Annotated in this window: 12 protein-coding genes and 2 pseudogenes; 12 read left to right on the top strand and 2 right to left on the bottom strand. The window is 67.6% G+C overall.

Annotated features, from left to right (window positions below; translation table 11 throughout):
* Window positions 1-58: 58 nt before the first annotated feature.
* The gene (locus tag AB0M87_RS30805; protein WP_365858809.1) at window positions 59-1,489 is read right to left on the bottom strand and encodes a protein kinase; all 1,431 of its coding nucleotides are present in this window, start codon (window positions 1,487-1,489) and stop codon (window positions 59-61) included.
* A 619-nt stretch (window positions 1,490-2,108) separates the two neighbouring features.
* Between AB0M87_RS30805 and AB0M87_RS30800 the strand changes: the two genes are divergently transcribed.
* From AB0M87_RS30800 to AB0M87_RS30745, 12 genes and pseudogenes are all read left to right on the top strand, one after another.
* On the top strand, window positions 2,109-2,942 hold the full coding sequence (locus AB0M87_RS30800) for a PIG-L family deacetylase (protein WP_365858886.1): 834 nt from the start codon (window positions 2,109-2,111) through the stop codon (window positions 2,940-2,942).
* Window positions 2,943-3,037: 95 nt separating this feature from the next.
* Window positions 3,038-3,208 (top strand): annotated as a pseudogene (locus AB0M87_RS30795) (IS1380 family transposase); the annotation flags it as partial.
* Window positions 3,209-3,751: 543 nt separating this feature from the next.
* Window positions 3,752-6,454 carry a discoidin domain-containing protein gene (locus AB0M87_RS30790; protein ID WP_365858807.1) on the top strand — a complete coding sequence of 901 codons (2,703 nt, stop codon included), beginning with the start codon at window positions 3,752-3,754 and terminating at the stop codon, window positions 6,452-6,454.
* Window positions 6,455-6,811: 357 nt separating this feature from the next.
* A complete protein-coding gene (locus AB0M87_RS30785; protein WP_365858805.1) occupies window positions 6,812-7,732 on the top strand; it encodes an alpha/beta fold hydrolase in 921 nt (306 codons plus the stop codon).
* A 104-nt stretch (window positions 7,733-7,836) separates the two neighbouring features.
* Window positions 7,837-8,625, top strand: coding sequence for an IclR family transcriptional regulator (locus AB0M87_RS30780; protein WP_365858803.1), 789 nt, complete (start codon window positions 7,837-7,839; stop codon window positions 8,623-8,625).
* Window positions 8,626-8,799: 174 nt separating this feature from the next.
* Entirely contained in the window at window positions 8,800-9,447 is a 648-nt protein-coding gene (locus AB0M87_RS30775; RefSeq protein WP_365858801.1) for an ABC transporter permease, read from the top strand.
* The gene (locus AB0M87_RS30770; RefSeq protein WP_365858799.1) at window positions 9,440-10,444 is read left to right on the top strand and encodes an ABC transporter ATP-binding protein; all 1,005 of its coding nucleotides are present in this window, start codon (window positions 9,440-9,442) and stop codon (window positions 10,442-10,444) included. Before AB0M87_RS30775 ends, AB0M87_RS30770 begins: the two co-directional genes overlap by 8 nt.
* Window positions 10,441-11,199: an ABC transporter permease gene (locus tag AB0M87_RS30765; RefSeq protein ID WP_365858797.1), complete on the top strand. Its 759-nt coding sequence runs from the start codon at window positions 10,441-10,443 to the stop codon at window positions 11,197-11,199. Before AB0M87_RS30770 ends, AB0M87_RS30765 begins: the two co-directional genes overlap by 4 nt.
* A gap of 58 nt (window positions 11,200-11,257) precedes the next feature.
* The gene (locus tag AB0M87_RS30760; RefSeq protein ID WP_365858795.1) at window positions 11,258-12,208 is read left to right on the top strand and encodes a glycine betaine ABC transporter substrate-binding protein; all 951 of its coding nucleotides are present in this window, start codon (window positions 11,258-11,260) and stop codon (window positions 12,206-12,208) included.
* A gap of 29 nt (window positions 12,209-12,237) precedes the next feature.
* Window positions 12,238-13,059, top strand: coding sequence for a nitrilase-related carbon-nitrogen hydrolase (locus tag AB0M87_RS30755; RefSeq protein WP_365858793.1), 822 nt, complete (start codon window positions 12,238-12,240; stop codon window positions 13,057-13,059).
* On the top strand, window positions 13,052-13,885 hold the full coding sequence (locus AB0M87_RS30750; protein WP_365858791.1) for a DUF6282 family protein: 834 nt from the start codon (window positions 13,052-13,054) through the stop codon (window positions 13,883-13,885). The genes AB0M87_RS30755 and AB0M87_RS30750 overlap by 8 nt, the downstream gene beginning before the upstream one ends.
* 149 nt (window positions 13,886-14,034) lie before the next feature.
* Window positions 14,035-16,893, top strand: a complete 2,859-nt coding sequence (locus AB0M87_RS30745; RefSeq protein ID WP_365858789.1) for an FAD-binding and (Fe-S)-binding domain-containing protein — start codon at window positions 14,035-14,037, stop codon at window positions 16,891-16,893.
* Between the two features lie 274 nt (window positions 16,894-17,167).
* Here the strand turns inward: AB0M87_RS30745 and AB0M87_RS30740 are convergent.
* A pseudogene (locus AB0M87_RS30740) lies at window positions 17,168-17,349 on the bottom strand (VOC family protein); the annotation flags it as partial.

Here is a 17,349-nt window from a genome sequence, read left to right as displayed (position 1 = left end):
GCTGATCCAGTGGTTGCTGCCGGTCGTTCCGCCGGATGTAGATCCCCCTGCGTTACTCCTATTCGCGCGTCCGGGGCCTCTTCTGAGGCTTTTCAGTCTTGCCCGACCGCTTGCCGCGGGCCTGCGTCCCGGGCTTGGCATGCGTGGCCTTATCGGACTTCCCCCTGGGCCGGCCGGCCGGTTTGTCACCCGAGGTGGGGTGTGAAGGTGGTGCTGCAGTGCCGGGTACGGCTCTGTCGGCGACCGGCTCCCGGCTCGGAGTGGTAGTGGCAGGGCTGGTGCTGTGATCGAGGGCGGGGTCACGGACCTGAGCGGCGAAGGCCTCGCGGGTGGAGGACGTCGGAGCCGCAGGCCCCGCCTCGTTCCTGTCAGCGGGCCTGCCTGGAGGGTCGGCTTTCGCGGAGGGACTGCTAGTGGCCCGGGTCGTGTTGTCACCGGTTCCTTGGGGCGAAGCGCCGTCGGAGACGGCGACAGTGGCGGCCATGACAGCGGCGAGCGCGACGGCTCCGCCGGCGACCGCCATGCGTGCACGTGCGGGTGCGGACTTCGGCGCGGCCGCCCCTGCGGCGTGCGACGGAAGCTGGTGTGTGAGGTCGGCCCGCGCCGGTGCCTCTCCGGGAACCAGGCTCGTGACGTCGGCCGAGGATGGAACGGACTCGGAAGGGGCCGCGTCGGCCAGGGCGGTCAGTATCCGAGCGCAGTCGGGTGCCGGTGGGCGTGCCGCCGCCTCCATGGCGTTCATATCCCGCAGCAGAGCCACCAGCTCTTCCGGCAGGAAATCGGGCCATTCGGGCCGCCGGTGGAGTCGCGCGATCGCGGCCTCCAGGGGGCCACCGTCGTATTCGAGCCTGCCTGTGATGCATTCGAGGAGTACCAGCCCGAGGGCGTAGATATCGGCGGGCGGGCCGACGGACTGGCCGAGCACCTGCTCGGGGGACAGGTAGGCGGCGGTGCCGATGAGTGTGCCGGTAGCTGTGCGAGCGGTGGCGTCGAGCAACCGGGAGATGCCGAAATCGGTCAGGTGAGGGTGGCCGGACGTGTCCAGAATGATGTTCGAGGGCTTCACGTCGCGGTGAACGACCCCTGCCTCATGCGCGTGGGACAGGGCCTGGGCGAGGCCGGCGCCTAGTGCGGCGGTCTCGCCGGAATCCAGGGGACCCGCGGCGATGCGCTCTTTCAGCGTAGGGCCTTCGATCAGCTGCATGACCAGGTAGGCGCGCTCGTTGTGCCGTCCGGCATCGTAGACGGTGACCAGGCCGGGATGCTGCAACCGGGCGAGGATCATCGCCTCGTTGTGGAAGCGTTCCTCCATGTCGATATCGGCGCCGGCGCGGAAGACCTTGACTGCCACCGGCCGTTTCAGCCGTAGGTCGAAACCTCGGTGGACGTCGCCGGCGCCACCCGAGCCGATGACCGCGTCGAGGCGATATCGCCCGGCCAGCACATCCGCGGTCCGGGACAGCGCCAAAGCCGACCGGCCGATCCTCATGCCATCTCCCACTGCTTCGACAGGTGATACGTGCATGCGTTCTTCATCAGGAGGACGCCGGACACGTGTACCCGTGAAAGGCTGGAATAGCCCTGTGCCGAATCGGGACCGGGGCCCCTTGACCCGCCGGGCCGTTCGCTCCACTGAGCCGTGTGCGACCAAGTGGGCGCCCGCGCTGGGCGTTACCAGCACGGGGCGCCTTGCGGTGCGGTTCCTCGCTCGTTACTCAACCCGGCGTGGGTTGCGGCTGCTGGGGTCGCGGATCTGCGCGGGAGGTCTCCCGACCCCCCCCCCACGGCCCGCGCTTCGACACGGGGAGCCACCGAGGTTACGGCCCGCGCGCCCCGGAAGCATGCCGGATCCAACTCGCTTGCCATGCAGCGCACTCGAGCCTCCGGGTGCAGCACATCACAGTCTTCCCCAGTGCGCCGTGCAGAGCCCGACAGCAAGGAACACCACCATGGCCCGGTCTGAAACGGCAGATGAAGAACAGGAGTGGGCGAACCAAGGCCGATCGCATCCCAGGACATACCGGACGACTCGGGCGGTCTGCGGGCGGTCATGTACCGCCGTGCCGCAGACTGGCACCGATCGCTTGACCGACCAGAGGATGGATTTCATGGCCGACCGGCCTTTGACGCTGATGGCAGTGCACGCCCACCCGGACGACGAGGCCACCGGAACGGGGGGTGTGCTGGCGCGTTATGCGGCGGAGGGCTTCCGCACAGTGCTTGTTACGTGTACCGACGGTGGCTGCGGTGACGGTCCGGGGGGTGCGAAACCGGGCGAACCGGGGCACGATCCGGCTGCCGTTGCTGTGATGCGCCGAGGCGAGCTCGAAGCAAGCTGCGAAGTCCTGGGGGTCGGTCATCTTGAACTGCTCGGGTACGCCGACTCCGGGATGATGGGCTGGCCGGCCAACACCGCGCCTGGGTCGTTCTGGAGTACGCCCGTGAATGAGGCAGCCACTCGGCTGGCCGAACTGATGCTGCGTTACCAGCCCGATGTCGTCGTGACCTACGACGAGAACGGGTTCTACGGCCACCCCGATCACATCCAGGCCAATCGGATCACGATGGCGGCGCTGTCACTGACCGGGATGACCCCCAAGGTGTACTGGACGACGGCGCCGCGCTCGATGATGAAGGAGTTCGGGAAGATCATGCGCGAGTTCGGCGCGGACTGGGACGAGCCGGATCTGTCCGAGGCCGAAGCGGTCCCCGAAATCGGCCTGCCCGACGAGGAGATCACCACGTGGGTGGACACCACTGAGTTCGCCGGCCAGAAGTTCGACGCGCTGGCCGCGCACGCCAGCCAGGGTGAGAACATCTTCTTCCTACGCATGGGCAAGGAAGGGTTCACTCAGCTCATGGGTGTGGAAACGTTCGTCCGGGTCCATGACACCACCGGCGCGCCCCTCCCCGAGAACGACCTCTTCGCCGGCCTACGCTGAGCTCCGCCAGCGGCCTTCCCTCCGACATACGCGGGCATCCCCTTGTTCGGCCACCGCCGGAGCCGCTTCCCAGGTGAAGACGGGGGTCGGACCAAGGGAGATCGACGGCATTGACGCCGTGGCGACGTCCGCAGGCGGTGCACGATCCGGCCAAGATCCTGCTGGACGTGGCCCTCGCGGTCACGCTGGGCGGGGACTGCCTCGCGGACGGCACGATGCCACGGCCCGAGCCGGCCGCGTCCGCGCCGGTGGCCTCCGACCCCACAAAGCCGCCCGGACGCCGCAGGGCGGATGACCGTGGACTTGGACGGGTCTTCGTGATGCCACTCGTGACGTCTCAGGCACGCAGGAGGCCGCAGCGCTCCACCTTACGGAGGTCGAGGAGGCCGGCCGGTATGGCGGCCTCACGCTCCCTCGCCACCTGATCCCTCCCGATGGGGGAATGCGTGGGAGCCTGCCAGTGCCGAAGGGTCACCCGGCGACTGTGCTGGATCCACCAGGACCGGATGCGGTCGGCTGCGTCATACGCGTCGCAGCGACCGGCGTCGATAGCGCGGGTGAGATCGATCAGCGCGCCGCAGGGTGCGTCGCTGCCTTCCCCGGCGGTCTCCGCATAAGCAAGGACCCGGGCTGGGTCCCCGTGTCCGCGTAGCGCGCAGAGCGTCACCCACTGACGGTTGCACGAAGGTGAAGGCCGGGCACAGTGTCTTCGCTTCTTGAATTCATTGCGCAGGCCATTGACGGGCATCGTTCATAACTTTATCGTCGCTGCGAACTTCACTGTGACCCTCGCGATCCACCGGAGAACGATGAAGCACCACCCACACACGGCACGGCTGTTCGCCTTTCTCCTCGCGGGCGTCCTCACCGCTACTCTCCCCTCGGCCGCGCCGGCCGGGGCGCATCCCTCAGCTACCCCCGCCGCCCGTACCGCGGACCCGTCCGGCGGCGGAAACTGGCAACTGACGTCCACGCACATCGATCCGAAGGACAACGCACACGCCTACGTCGGCAACGGCTACCTCGGGCAGCGCATCCCGCCGAACGGCGCCGGATACGCCACCACCAACCAGACCCGCACCGGCTGGCCGCTGTACACCCCCGGCTACGACGGGGCCTTCGTCGCCGGTCTGTACGCCCACAACCCGAAGACCACCGAGAACCGCCAGGTCGCGGCCGCCATCCCGACCTGGACGCCGCTCACGGTGAGCACCGGTGGCAAAAACGCGGAGACGTTCACCTCCGCTACCTCCGCGGGCCGGATCTCGCACTATCGGCAAACGCTCGACATGCGGCACGGCCTGGTGCACACATCTCTGACGTGGACAGCGACCGACGGCCGCGCCACCGACCTCGTTTACGACGTGGTCGCCGACCGCACCGAGGCGCACGTCGGCGCAGTCCGGCTACGGATGTCCCCGCACTGGAACGGGAATGCCAAGGTTACCGACCTCATCGACGGGCGCGGCGCCCGCCGCGTCGCGCAGACCGGCGGAGGGGCCCGGCCGGGCGGCCGGACCATGGACGTCGCGTTCCGTGCGGATGGCACCAAGACCGTCGGCGCCGTTGCCTCCTCCCTGCGTACCGGCAAGAGAGTTCGTACAGGAAGTGAACAACGGTCGGCTCCTGCCAGGAAGCTGAGTACCCACCAGTCCGTGGGGTTCCCAGTACACACCGGCCGCTCCTACGAGCTCACCAAGTACGTCGGCGTGGACACCGCCCTGACCTCGAAGGATCCCGAGCGGTCCGCCGTTGCCGCCTCGCAGCGTGCCGCACGCCGCGGCTGGCCGGCCCTCGCCGCCGCACACTCCGCCGCCTGGGACAGGCTCTGGCGCAGCGACATCGAGGTGTCCGGCGGCGGCGACCTGCAGTCCTGGGTGCGCTCCGCCGAGTACGCGCTGTTGTCGAACACCCGGCGTGGTTCCTCCGACAGCATCTCGCCTACCGGCCTGACCAGCGACAACTACGCCGGACTGAAGTTCTGGGACGCCGAGACGTGGATGTACCCGAGCCTGCTGGCCGCCCACCCCGACCTCGCCAAGTCCGTCGTAGACTACCGCTACCGCACCCGTGCGGGCGCCCGCTCCAACGCGAAGAAGCTCGGCTACCCGGGTCTCTTCTACCCGTGGACCAGTGCGAGCAAGGGCAACCTGTGGACCGAGTGCCACAGTTGGGATCCGCCGCACTGCAAGACCCAGAACCATCTCCAGAGCGACATCTCCCTCGCCACCTGGCAGTACTACCTGGCCACCAAGGACACCAACTGGCTGCGTACCCGCGGCTGGCCCGTCATCGAGGGCATCGCGCAATTCTGGGCCGGACGCGTCACACACAACAGTGATGACAGCTACTCCATCAAGAACGTCGCCGGTCCCGACGAGTACAGCAACGGCGTCAACGACGGTGTCTTCACCAACGCCGGGGCGGCCACCGCCCTGCGTACCGCCACCCACGTCGCCCGGTTGCTCGGCAAACAGGCCCCCGCGAGCTGGACGACGATCGCGGACAAGCTGCGCATCCCCTACGACGCGAAGAAGCAGGTCTTCCAGCAGTACGACGGCTACAAGGGCTCCGCCATCAAGCAGGCCGACACGGTGCTGCTGATGTACCCGCTGGAGTGGCCCATGTCGAAGCGCGCAGCAACCAATACCCTCGACTACTACGCCGCTCGCACCGACCCCGACGGCCCGGCCATGACCGACTCGGTGCACGCCATCGACGCGGCCTCCATCGGCGAGCCCGGCTGTGCCACGTACACGTATCTGATGCGGGCCATCAAGCCGTTCGTGCGCGGACCGTTCGACGTCTTCTCGGAGGCGCGTGGTGACAAGGCGGGTGCCTCGGACCCGCTGTCCGGCTCCCCGGCCCAGGACTTCGTGACCGGCCAGGGCGGCTTCCTGCAGACCTTCACCAACGGCTTGACCGGGCAGCGGCTACGCGAGGCCCGGGTGCACCTCGACCCGGTGCTGCCGCCGCAGCTGAGCCAGGGTGTGAAGCTCAAGGGCCTGCGCTGGCAGGGCCGGACGTACGACATCGCGATCGGCGCCCATGAGACCACGGTGCGGCTGACGCACGGCGCGCCCTTCGAGGTAGAGGGACCGCAGGGCTCGCAGATCGTCAGCGCCTCCGCACCCGCCGTCCTCAAAACCCGGCGGCCCGACCAGGTCCCGACCGACAACATGGCCCGGTGCCGTACGGCGCAGGCGAGTTCGGAGCAGCCGGGTCAGTACGCGGATGCCGCAGTCGACGGCAGCACGGCAACCGCCTGGGTGCCCAACGGCGCCGACGGCAGCCTGACCGCCGACCTCGGCCGCAACACTCACATCTCCGGCATCACCCCGCACTGGACGGACCGGCGCCCCGCCTCGTACCGGATCAGCACGTCGGTGGACGGGAAGCACTGGCAGGCCGCGACAGGGCAGTCCGCGACAGCACGGTACGTGCGGGTGTCCGTACACGCGGCTGACGCGAAGAAGCCGGTCGGGGTGGCGGAGTTGGTGGTACAGCACTGACACAGGGCGGCCATGGCTCCAAGGCTGTCCTCGATCGCCGGGAGGGCTGATTTCGGCTCCTCCGGCGATCGAGGGCATGTCGCCTTGTCACCGCCCTGCCGCCGGCGCCGATGGGGGCGCCCAAAGCAGTGTCGTCTCACCGGGCGCGAGCGCCCTGCACCCCTGCGTGCGGTTGCATAATCTGCATCGCCCCGTTGCGCTTGCTGCATCCTCTCGCGATGGTGAACCCGTTGAGATCTGCGGCACGTTTTCGGCAATCTACGTCGGTCTTCCCGCGAACGGATGCGGAGAAAGGCGTCAGCCCGAGAGCGGGCAGAGGTCTCGATCCACTCGGTCGGACTAGTACAAGGAATCACCGTGATCCAGAAGGAAACGACTTTTTACAGCGAGGGCAGCCGCCTCAAGGCCACCATCTACTACCCGGATGATCTGCCTGAGAGCGGGCAGCCCCCGGCCCTCGTCATCAACTCCGGTTATCAGGGGTTCAACGAGTTCTACCCGAAGATGTTCGCCGGGCGGATGACCGAGCGTGGTTTCGTCTGCCTGGGTTTCGACTACCGGGGGATGGCGGACAGTGAAGGGGAAAAGGGCCGGGTATTGATCGAGGAACAGGCCCAGGACGTGCGGAACGCCGTGACGTTCATCAGCTCTCAAGAAGACATCGACCCCCGCCGCGTCGGCCTCATCGGCTGGGGCATGGGCGCTGCGAACGTCATCCTTGCCGCCGCGCAGGGCGGGAAGGTCGCGGGCGTGGCTTCCCTGAACGGGTTCTACGACGGGGCGCGCTGGCTCAAGTCCATCCACACCTATGACGAGTTCTTGAAGATCGTCGATGAGGTGGAGGGAGACCGGGTGCGCCGGGTCCAGGAGGGCGAGTCCAAGCTCGCGGACACCTTTATCCATTATCCGCTCGACCCTGCCACCGATGACTACGTCCAGAAGGAGTTGGCGCAGATATACGGCTTCGGGCACCCGACCAGGCTCCAGTTCACGGAGTCCATCCTGGACTTGAATGTGGAGAAAGTGGTGGCTGGCCTCTCGCCCACACCGCTGTTCATCGCGCACGGCGAGCGGAACACGCTGCACCCCTATGCCGAGGCCCTGGCCCTGTACGCGTCGGCCGCTTCGCCCAAGACCCTCTACACGGTCGACGGGCGGCACAACGACTTCATGTACAGCGAGCACCCGGAGTTCCTGCTGCTGTGCGACCGCCTGAAGGAATTCTTCGACGAGACCTTCAGCGCCTCCGCTGCTCCCGCCCGGAGCATCTCGGCCTGACCCTCACCGGGGCCGCCCCGCGGCAGAAGGCGGCCCGTAAAACCAGCGTTGTAATTAATGCAACTGGCGTTGCGTCTATCACACCCTGTCCTTAGGATCCCGGGATGGCTCTTGAGCAGAATCAAAGTTCCTCGGCGCAGAGTGGCGCTTCGCGGGTGATGGCGATACTGGACGCACTCACGTCGGCTGATCCGGCCGTCTTCCCGGACGGCTTGAGCGTGGCGGATGTCGCCAGAATGCTGGGACGCGAGAAGTCCGTCGTGTCACGGCAGCTCAAGAGCCTGCTCGACGCGGGGCTGATTGCCAGGGGCCCCTCGGGGCGGTACGAGCTGAGCTGGCGGCTCTTCGCACTGGCGGTGCGGGCAGGGGACCAGCGGCTGACCAAACTCGCGGCCCCTGTGATGCTCAGGCTGACCGAGGCCGTCCGGGAGCGCACCTACCTGACTGTTCTGAGCGATGGCGAGGTGCTCACCGTGCATTCGGAGAGCTCCCGGCGATCGATCGAGGCCGTGCACTGGGTGGGCCGTACGGTACCGGTGCCCAGGAGTTCCAGCGGCATGGCCCTACTGATGGACCATGAGGACGACCACATCCTCGAGATGGTCCGGCGCGGCGACGACGGGATCTCGGCCCGCGAAGCCGTCGAGTTCCTCGCCCGGGTGCAGGAGGCCCGCAAGCGGGGATACACGGTCGCGAACCGGATCTTCGACCCGGAGCTACTGGGCATCGGGGCACCGGTGCGGGACTTCTCCGGCCGGATCAAAGCCGCGATGAACATTTCCGGTCCCGCGTTCAGGATCGAGCCGCACATCCAGGCATTCGCCGGGCACCTGCTCTCGACAGTGCGGGCCCTGCAGACCTCCCTCTGCTCCGACCCGCGCTCCTCGACCTGACGGGCCGAGCAGTCCCCGACGGCCGCCGGCTCCCACCGATACCGATCCCCTAGAGCCCAGGACACCAACCGTGCACCATCTTGCCGAACCTCTGCCCGAGTCCGACTCAACCGGCCTGCGGCGACCGATCCTCAACGCGGTTCGAAACTGTGCCCGCGAAAGGTCGACCACCCCATGAAACTCATCGCCTACATGGCCGCCAATGCCGATCGCCTGCTGTTCTTGACCGAACAGCACATCGAGCTCGTTCTGATCAGCGTGGGGATCTCCGCGGTCATCGCAATCGGGCTCGCCCTCCTGACCCAGTGCGCGCCGCGCCTGCGCCACGGACTGCTGTCACTGACGGGAACCCTGCTGACCATCCCGTCCTTCGCCCTGTTCGCCCTCATGATCCCCGTCCTGGGACTCGGCGTGGCCCCGACGATCGTGGCTCTCGCCGTCTACGGGATCTTCCCGATCCTGCGCAACACGGTCACCGGCATCGAAGAAGTCGATCCGGCCGTCGTCGAGGCGGCACGCGGCCTCGGCATGAGTTCGCAACAGAGGTTGCGCACCGTCGTGCTGCCTCTGGCCTGGCCGGTCATTCTCAACGGGATCCGAACGGCCACGATCATGCTGGTCGCAACCGCAGCCATCGGAGCCGTCGTGAACGGCCCTGGTCTGGGAGAGCTGATCTTCCAGGGGCTGCAGCGCATCGGGGGAGCGAACGCGCTGGAGGAAGCCCTCTCGGGCGTGATCGGAGTGATGTTCGTTGCTCTGGTCCTCGACCTGCTGTTCATCGTGATAGCCAAGATCACCGCCTTGCGAGGATTGAATGTCTGAAAGGTCCACCCCGAGCCCGGACGCCGTGATCTTCCTGGACGGCGTCTCCAAACGATACCCAGGCCAGGAGAAGGCGGCCGTCTCCGAGCTTTCCATGGAGGTGAAGCGAGGAGAGTTCGTCGTCCTGGTCGGCCCCTCCGGTTGCGGGAAGACCACCACGCTACGGATGATCAACCGCCTCGTCGAGCCGACCCAGGGACGGATCTTCATCGCGGGCAAGGACGTCACCCACGCCGACGTGGACGGCCTGCGACGCGGTATCGGCTACGTCATCCAGCAGATCGGCCTGTTGCCCCATCTGACCATCGCGGACAACATCGCCCTCGTACCCAAGATGCTCGGGGTGAAGAAGTCCGAACGCCGTCAGCGAGCGGAAGAACTGCTGGAGATGGTCGGGCTCGATCCGGCCGCCTATGCCGGCAGGTACCCGAGGCAGCTGTCCGGCGGTCAGCAGCAGCGCGTCGGCGTTGCCCGCGCCCTCGCGGCAGACCCGCCGGTGATGCTGATGGACGAGCCGTTCGGTGCCGTCGACCCCATCGCGCGGGAAAAGCTCCAGTCGGAGTTCCTGCGGCTCCAAAGGCGCATCCGCAAGACGATCGTCATGGTCACTCATGACATCGACGAAGCACTTCGCCTGGGCGACCGCATCGCCATCTTCGGGCCCAGCTCCCGCCTGGCCCAGTTCGACACTCCCCTGGAGATCCTGAGCAACCCCGCCGACGACTTCGTACGTGACTTCGTCGGATCCGGTGCCCCGGTACGCCGGCTGTCTCTTCTGAAGGTGGCAGACGTCATGGCATCCTCCTCGCCCGACGCGTCCGGTATACCGAGCACCATCGCGATTGACGCCGGGGAAACGGTTCACAGGGCGCTCGAGCTCGTGCTGGCTTCCCGGGCAGAGGGCATTGAAGTCAGCGTACCCGGAGACGGCAGTCGCTACCTCGACCTCCAGTCCCTGCTGACCGCCGCCGCCCAGCCGACGAAGGTCCTCTCGTGAGCAGCGCGGCCGTCGAGGAAGTGTCCGTACCGGGCACACGGCGCTCCACGGTCTGGGTGCTGCCGCTGGTTGTCCTGGTTCTCCTGGGGGCCGTCTGGGCCTATGTCGGCTCCCTCCAACTCGACTCCATCGAGACCCGTAGCCTGGCCCCCGGGGTCGTGCTGACCGCGCTCTGGCAGCATGTCCAGCTCGTCGTCGTATCGACGATCCTGACCATCGCTGTCGGCGTCCCCCTGGGGGTACTTCTGACCAGGCCCGCCACCAGGAAGGTGGGCGGGATCGTGCTCGCGGCGGCCAACGCCAGCCAGGCAGTGCCGTCCGTCGGCGTGCTGGTGGTGCTGGCCCTGGTCTTCGGCGTCGGCTTCTCGATGGCCGTGGTGGCGCTCGTGCTTTACGCCCTCCTCCCCGTGCTGCGCAACACCATGGTCGGGATCCGTCAGGTGTCCCCCGCGCTGATCGACGCAGGACGTGGCATGGGCATGAGCTCCAGAGAAGTGCTCTACACCATCGAACTGCCGCTGGCAGTCCCGGTGATGCTGGCAGGCATCCGTGTGGCGCTGATCCTGAACGTCGGAGTGGCCACCCTGGCCGCATTCACCAACGCCGGCGGCCTCGGCTCCATCATTTCGGCCGGCATCTCCCTCGACAGGATGCCGGTGCTCATCGTCGGGAGCGCCCTCACCATGGCCCTGGCCCTGACCGTCGACTGGCTGGCCGGCCTCGCCGAACGCGTCCTGCGCCCGCACGGCATCTGAGACCCCTCCCTGCTGCCCGCACCGAACGCGTCATCACCCACCATGAAAGGAGTCCCGCATGCGCAACACCATGCTCGCTGCCACAGGTCTGCTCGGCCTTGTACTCACCAGTGGCTGCGCTCTCAGCAGCAGCGGGCCGGACGCGGGCGGAGGCCCCGCGAAGGACGGTCCCCTGAAGGGGGCCACTCTGAAAGTCGCTTCCAAGAATTTCACCGAGCAGCTGTTGCTGTGCGCCATCACCGCCGAGCGGCTCGAGTCACAGGGAGCGAAGGTCAAGCGCACCTGCGGCATGAGCGGAAGCAATGCCGTCCGTGCCGCGCTGAAGAGCGGCGCCGTGGACATGTACTGGGAGTACACCGGCACCGGCTGGCTGGCCCTGCAGCAGCGGCAGGCCGTCACCGACCCGCACACCCTGTACCAAAAGCTCAGCGCCATGGACAAGGCCAAGAACAACGTGGTGTGGCTCCCGCCCGCAGCGGCGAACAACACCTATGCCGTCGCGGTGAAGACCGAGAAGGCGAAGAAGCTCCACGTCTCCACGCTCTCCGACTACGCCGAACTCGCTACGTCGCATCCGGGAAGTGCCGGCTTCTGCGGCGCTTCGGAGTTCTTCGGCCGCGACGACGGTTGGCCCGGGCTCCAGAAGGCCTACGGTTTCAGCCTCTCGAAGGACAAGGTGGCAGAACTGGCGGAGGGTCCGATCTACAACGCCGTCGCAAAGGGAAACCCCTGCAACTTCGGCGAGGTCTTCGCCACCGACGGCCGGATCTCAGCCCTCGGGCTCACCGTGCTGAAGGACGACAAGAGGTTCTTCCCGCCGTACAACCTCTCCCTCAACGTCCGAGGGGCCACCCTCAAGAAATACCCGCAGATCCGGACGGTGATGAGCCCGGTGAGCAAACTGCTCACCACCTCCGAGCTGCAGAAGCTCAACGCGCAGCTCGACGTCGACGGAAAGACTCCCGAGGAGGTCGCCGACCAATGGCTCAGCGCCAACAAGCTGAAGTGACACCTGGTCAGGAACGTCACACGCTTCGGGTGGGACTCATCCAGACCGCGCCTGTCTTCGGCGCGACGCAGGACAACCTCGACCGCATCGCCGAACTGCGCCGTAGCCTCGGCCCGATCGATCTCGCCCTCACCCCGGAGCTCTCGGCCAACGGCTACGGGTTCGCTCCGCACAGGGAGACAGATCTGTTCGACAGCGACGACCCTCGGCTCGAGGTACTCGCATCCGAAGGAGTCGCAGTGGGCTTCGCCGAGAGAAGCGCCTCCGGCCGGCCCTTCAACACCTACCTGCTGCCCGATCACCTGACCGAGAACCGGTTCCTGCAGCGCAAGCTCCACCCCGTCTCCTACGCGCCGTGGAACGAGCACCTCTCGTTCCAGCCCGGCACGGAGCTCGGGACCGCGGATTTCCGCACCGCCAGGATCGCCACGGCCATCTGCAACGACATGTGGCATCCGGTCATCCCCTGGCTGGCGGCTCAGAACGGGGCCGAAGTCCTGGTCGTGCCGGTGGCCAGTATGGAGGGGGCCGACCCCGCGAGAATCCGTCGCACGTGGGAGGTGATCCTGGAACACGCCGCCGTGCTGATGCAGTGCTACGTCGTCTTCGTCAACCGCTGCGGCACAGACAGCGGGGCCCGGTTCTGGGGCGGTTCACGCGTTCTGGGCCCGGACGGCAACGTCCTGGCACAACTCGGGAGCGAGCCCGGTGCCACCGTAACCGAGCTCGACATGACGGCCCTGCGCCGGCTCCGGGCCGAAGTCCCCGTGCTCGCGGAGGCCCGAACCGATGTCCTGGCTCATGCGCTCGGGCCGGGCCGCGTATCCCCAGGGGGGCAGGCACGTGTTTGACGTCCATGTCCATGCCGCCCCCGACGTACTCGAACGAATCGGCTACGACGACCAGATCGGGCAAAGCTACGCCACGGCCGGGTACAGCGGTTTCGTACTGAAGGCACACCACGAATCCACCGTGGGCCGGGCCAGCGCCCTCAGCCGCTCGTCGGGGCTGGAGGTCGTGGGGGGAATCGCCCTCAACCGTGCCGTCGGCGGAATCAACCCGGCAGCCGTCCTCTCAGCCCTGTCCACAGGCGGTCGGGTCGTGTGGTTCCCCACGGCGGACGCCCACACCCAGGAAAGCGCACACCTGCCACGGCTGGGAGACCTGGACGAGCGACTGGACCGCTCCGTGCTGTCCGTCCCCCCGGTCCTTTCCCCGGACGACAAAGCCACGAAAGACGTAACCCTCGTTCTCGATCTGATCGCCGAGCACGACGCGGTGCTGTGTACGGGGCACCTCAGTGGCGAGGAGTGCAGGTGGCTGTTCCGACAGGCCCTTGACCGGAATATCAGCAGGTTCCTGCTCACGCACCCTTCCTACACCGTCCCCGCTATGAAGGCGCAGGAGATCGCCGAGCTCGCCGAAAAGGGCGCACACGTCGAGATCACCGCCTACCAACTGTTCCATCAGCCCGGGATCACAGCTTCCGAACTGGCCGCAGTGGCCCGAGCGGCAGGGCCACGTCTGGTCCTCTCCTCCGACGCAGGACAACCCGACAGCCCAGAACCTCCCGCCGCCCTCGAACAGCTCATCGCCGCGCTGTCCGCCCAAGGCCTGGACCTCGGCCGGCTTCGGGCCGCGGCCGGCGACACACCCAGGAAACTCGTTCTCCCCTGACGGCCAGCCAGGGAAGCGGCTGAACCACGCAGACGTCATGGTCTCTCCGGTCCGTTTGCAAGCTCGTCCAAGGACACAGACACGGCTCCGGTGGACACGGATCCATACCCACCTCGGCAGACCAATGGCCCACCAGGAGTAGCGCGCACATGGCCTCGAACGTGACCGATTCCCCGAAAGACTCCGCCGAGGTGTTCCTCGACGACCTCCGTAAACGCTTTGGCGATCTCGTCGATCACTCGTCCCTGACCCGAGCTCTCTATTCGACCGACGCTTCGAACTACCGCGTCGTCCCCCGGGCCGTGGTCACGCCCAAGTCGAAGGACGACGTGGTCGCAGCTCTCGGCATCGCCCGCACCCACGGGATTCCCGTCACCGTCAGGGGAGGTGGCACCTCCTGCGCCGGCAACGCCGTGGGCGCCGGACTCGTGATCGACTTCTCCCGTTTCATGAACCGCATCCTCTCGATCGACCCGGAATCCTCGACGGCTGTGGTCGAACCCGGGACCGTCCTGAGCACGCTGCAGAACGCGGCCCTGCCCTTCGGGCTGCGGTTCGGCCCCGACCCCTCCACCGCCACCCGCTGCACGATCGGGGGCATGATCGGCAACAATGCGTGCGGCCCGCACGGCCTCTCCTACGGGCGCACTGCCGACAATGTCGTGTCAATGACCTGGTTGACGGGCCGCGGTGAGATCATCACGGCCGGCTCCGGGACCGATGCGTTCGACGTGGTGCCCGGTCTCGGGTCCTTCGTCTCGGAAAACCTGGCCGTGCTGCGCACCGAGTTCGGACGCTTCGGACGCCAGATCTCCGGCTACTCCCTCGAACACCTGCTTCCGGAAAACGGACGCAACCTCGCGGCCGCCCTGACGGGCACCGAAGGCAGCTGCGGAATCCTCCTCGAAGCCACGGTCAGGCTCGTCCCCCGGGCACCGGCTCCGGCTCTGGCCGTCCTCGGCTACAGCGACATGGCCGCCGCCGCGGATGATGTCCCGAACCTGCTCCCTTTGCACCCGCTCGCCCTGGAGGGCCTGGACGCACAGCTCGTCGAGGTCACCCGCCGGGCACACGGCGGCGCGGACGTCCCGACGCTGCCCGCGGGCGCGGGATGGCTCATGGCGGAAGTCGGCGGCGCCACCGCGCAGGAGGCGGTCGAGGCAGGGCATCAGCTCGTCGCCGCCTCCAGCTCAGTTGACGCCGCAGTCCTGCCCACAGGACCCGAGGCGACAAGGTTGTGGCAGATCCGCGCCGACGGCGCCGGCCTGGCCGGCCGCACGTCCACCGGCGAACAGGCATGGCCCGGCTGGGAGGACTCCGCTGTCCCCCCGGAGAGGCTCGGAGACTACCTGCGCGGACTCGAAACCCTCATGACCGAGGAAGGTGTCTCCGGGCTGGCCTACGGCCACTTCGGCGACGGGTGCGTCCACGTCCGCATCGACTTCCCGCTCGAAACCGGGGGTGCGCTCATGCGCAGGTTCCTCGAACGTGCCGCGGCCCTGGCCACCGAGCACGGCGGCTCCCTCTCCGGCGAGCACGGGGACGGGCGTGCCCGTTCCGAGCTGCTGCCCACCATGTACAGCCCGACAGCCCTGCGCGCGATGGAGGACTTCAAGGCCCTCCTGGACCCCGAGGACCTCATGAATCCGGGTGTCGTCGTCCGTCCGGCACCGCTCGACGCCGATCTCCGTCGTCCTCAGGCCCTCCAACTCCTCGCCACTGACGGTTTCGCCTTCCCGCACGACGCAGGAAACATCACTGAGTCCGTACACCGGTGCGTCGGGGTGGGCAAGTGCCGGTCCGACCTGCGCGAGCAGGGCGGTTTCATGTGCCCCTCCTACACCGCCACACGGGACGAGAAGGACTCCACCCGAGGCCGCGCGCGAACACTCCAGGAGATGCTCAACGGCGGGGTCGTGACGCTCGGCTGGCGCTCCCCGGAAGTGCATGAGGCCCTCGACCTGTGCCTGAGCTGCAAGGCCTGCGCGAACGACTGCCCCACAGGCATCGACATGGCCACGTACAAGTCCGAGGCACTCCACCAGACCTACAAGGGGCGTCTGCGTCCGCTCAGCCATTACACGCTCGGCCGGCTTCCGCAGTGGCTCAAGCTCGCCGCGCCACTGGCCCCCTTCGTCAACCTCGTCGGCCGGATATCCCCGCTTCGCAAAGCCATGATGAGCATGATGGGTGCAGACACCCGCCGGTCGCTACCGCGGCTGCCCCTCAAGCCGTTCCGCTGGAACAAGCCGTCCAAGCGGGGCAGAACGAAGCCGGACGGGCCCAAGGTCCTCCTCTGGGTCGACTCCTTCTCGGACGCCATGGCTCCGGACATCCCCCGGGATGCCCTCAAGGTCCTCTTCGCCGCCGGGTGCGACATCGAGATCGCCGGCCCAGGGGCCTGTTGCGGCCTGACCCTTGTCTCCACCGGCCAACTCACCGCCGCCAAAGCCAAGCTCCGCAAGACGCTCGACCTCCTCCACCCCCACGTCAGGGACGGGAGGACCATCGTGGGCCTTGAGCCCAGCTGCACCGCCACGCTCCGCTCGGACCTCCTCGAACTCCTCCCCGACGACCCCCGCGCCACCGAGCTCTCCCGCTCGGTCAAGACCATCGCCGAGTTCCTCACCTCCATCAACTGGACACCACCGCAGGCAACCGCGAAGCTCCTCGTCCAGCCCCACTGCCACCACTACTCCGTCATGGGATTCGGCCCCGATCAGGCTCTCCTGGAAGCCATGGGCTGCGACGTCGAGACCTCCGCAGGATGCTGCGGCCTTGCCGGGAACTTCGGCATGGAAAAGGGCCACTACGACGTCTCCGAGAAAATCGCACAGAGCGGCATCCTCGCCAAGGCATCCGCCGACCCGGGCCGGGACATCCTTGCCGACGGGTTCTCCTGCCGCACCCAGGTACGCGACCTCGCCGGCCTCGACAGCCGCCACCTCGTACAGTTCGTCGCCGAGGCCCTCCGGCACGACACGGCCACAGAAAGGGAGCCGTCCTGACTCGGCCCTGACAAAGCCGCGACGTGTCGAGGGATCACCCCCCCAGTGAGCATGTCGCGCCGACGGGCGGGAGCCGTCCGTCTTCGAGCAGGTGTGCTGCGAGGTCGGCGATGCGGGGACTTCGGTGGCGGGGCCGGGAGGTTTGCGGCTGTCGCAGCGTCACCGGTTGCGCAGACACAGCCGCGTGGGCGGTACGACCATCAGGCGGCCGAAGAGCCTGTGGCGTCCGGGTGGGGTTGGACCGTCAACGCCAAGATGGTCAGTCGCGTGGGGCTCAGTGGAGGCAGAGGCAGAACGGGTGGCCGGCCGGGTCCGCGTAGACCCGCCAGTTGCCTCCGGCCGGAGCTGGTCCGTCCGCTCCAGCACGGTCGCGCCGAGGGTGAGCGCCCGCTTCTCCTCCCCCTCGAGATCGTCCACGTCGAAGTCCAGGTGGAGCTGCTGCGGCCGCTGCTGGCC

This window comes from Streptomyces sp. NPDC051320 (assembly GCF_040682175.1).
GTDB lineage: Bacteria > Actinomycetota > Actinomycetes > Streptomycetales > Streptomycetaceae > Streptomyces.
Note: the sequence above shows the minus strand (reverse complement) of the source record. Positions and strands in the feature narration are given on the sequence as shown.

Coding starts and splice junctions, on each gene's coding strand:
- AB0M87_RS30770 (WP_365858799.1), top strand. CDS start 9,440: ATGTCTGAAAGGTCCACCCCGAGCCCGGACGCCGTGATCTTCCTGGAC.
- AB0M87_RS30790 (WP_365858807.1), top strand. CDS start 3,752: ATGAAGCACCACCCACACACGGCACGGCTGTTCGCCTTTCTCCTCGCG.
- AB0M87_RS30780 (WP_365858803.1), top strand. CDS start 7,837: ATGGCTCTTGAGCAGAATCAAAGTTCCTCGGCGCAGAGTGGCGCTTCG.
- AB0M87_RS30775 (WP_365858801.1), top strand. CDS start 8,800: ATGAAACTCATCGCCTACATGGCCGCCAATGCCGATCGCCTGCTGTTC.
- AB0M87_RS30800 (WP_365858886.1), top strand. CDS start 2,109: ATGGCCGACCGGCCTTTGACGCTGATGGCAGTGCACGCCCACCCGGAC.
- AB0M87_RS30760 (WP_365858795.1), top strand. CDS start 11,258: ATGCGCAACACCATGCTCGCTGCCACAGGTCTGCTCGGCCTTGTACTC.
- AB0M87_RS30745 (WP_365858789.1), top strand. CDS start 14,035: ATGGCCTCGAACGTGACCGATTCCCCGAAAGACTCCGCCGAGGTGTTC.
- AB0M87_RS30805 (WP_365858809.1), bottom strand. CDS start 1,489: ATGAGGATCGGCCGGTCGGCTTTGGCGCTGTCCCGGACCGCGGATGTG.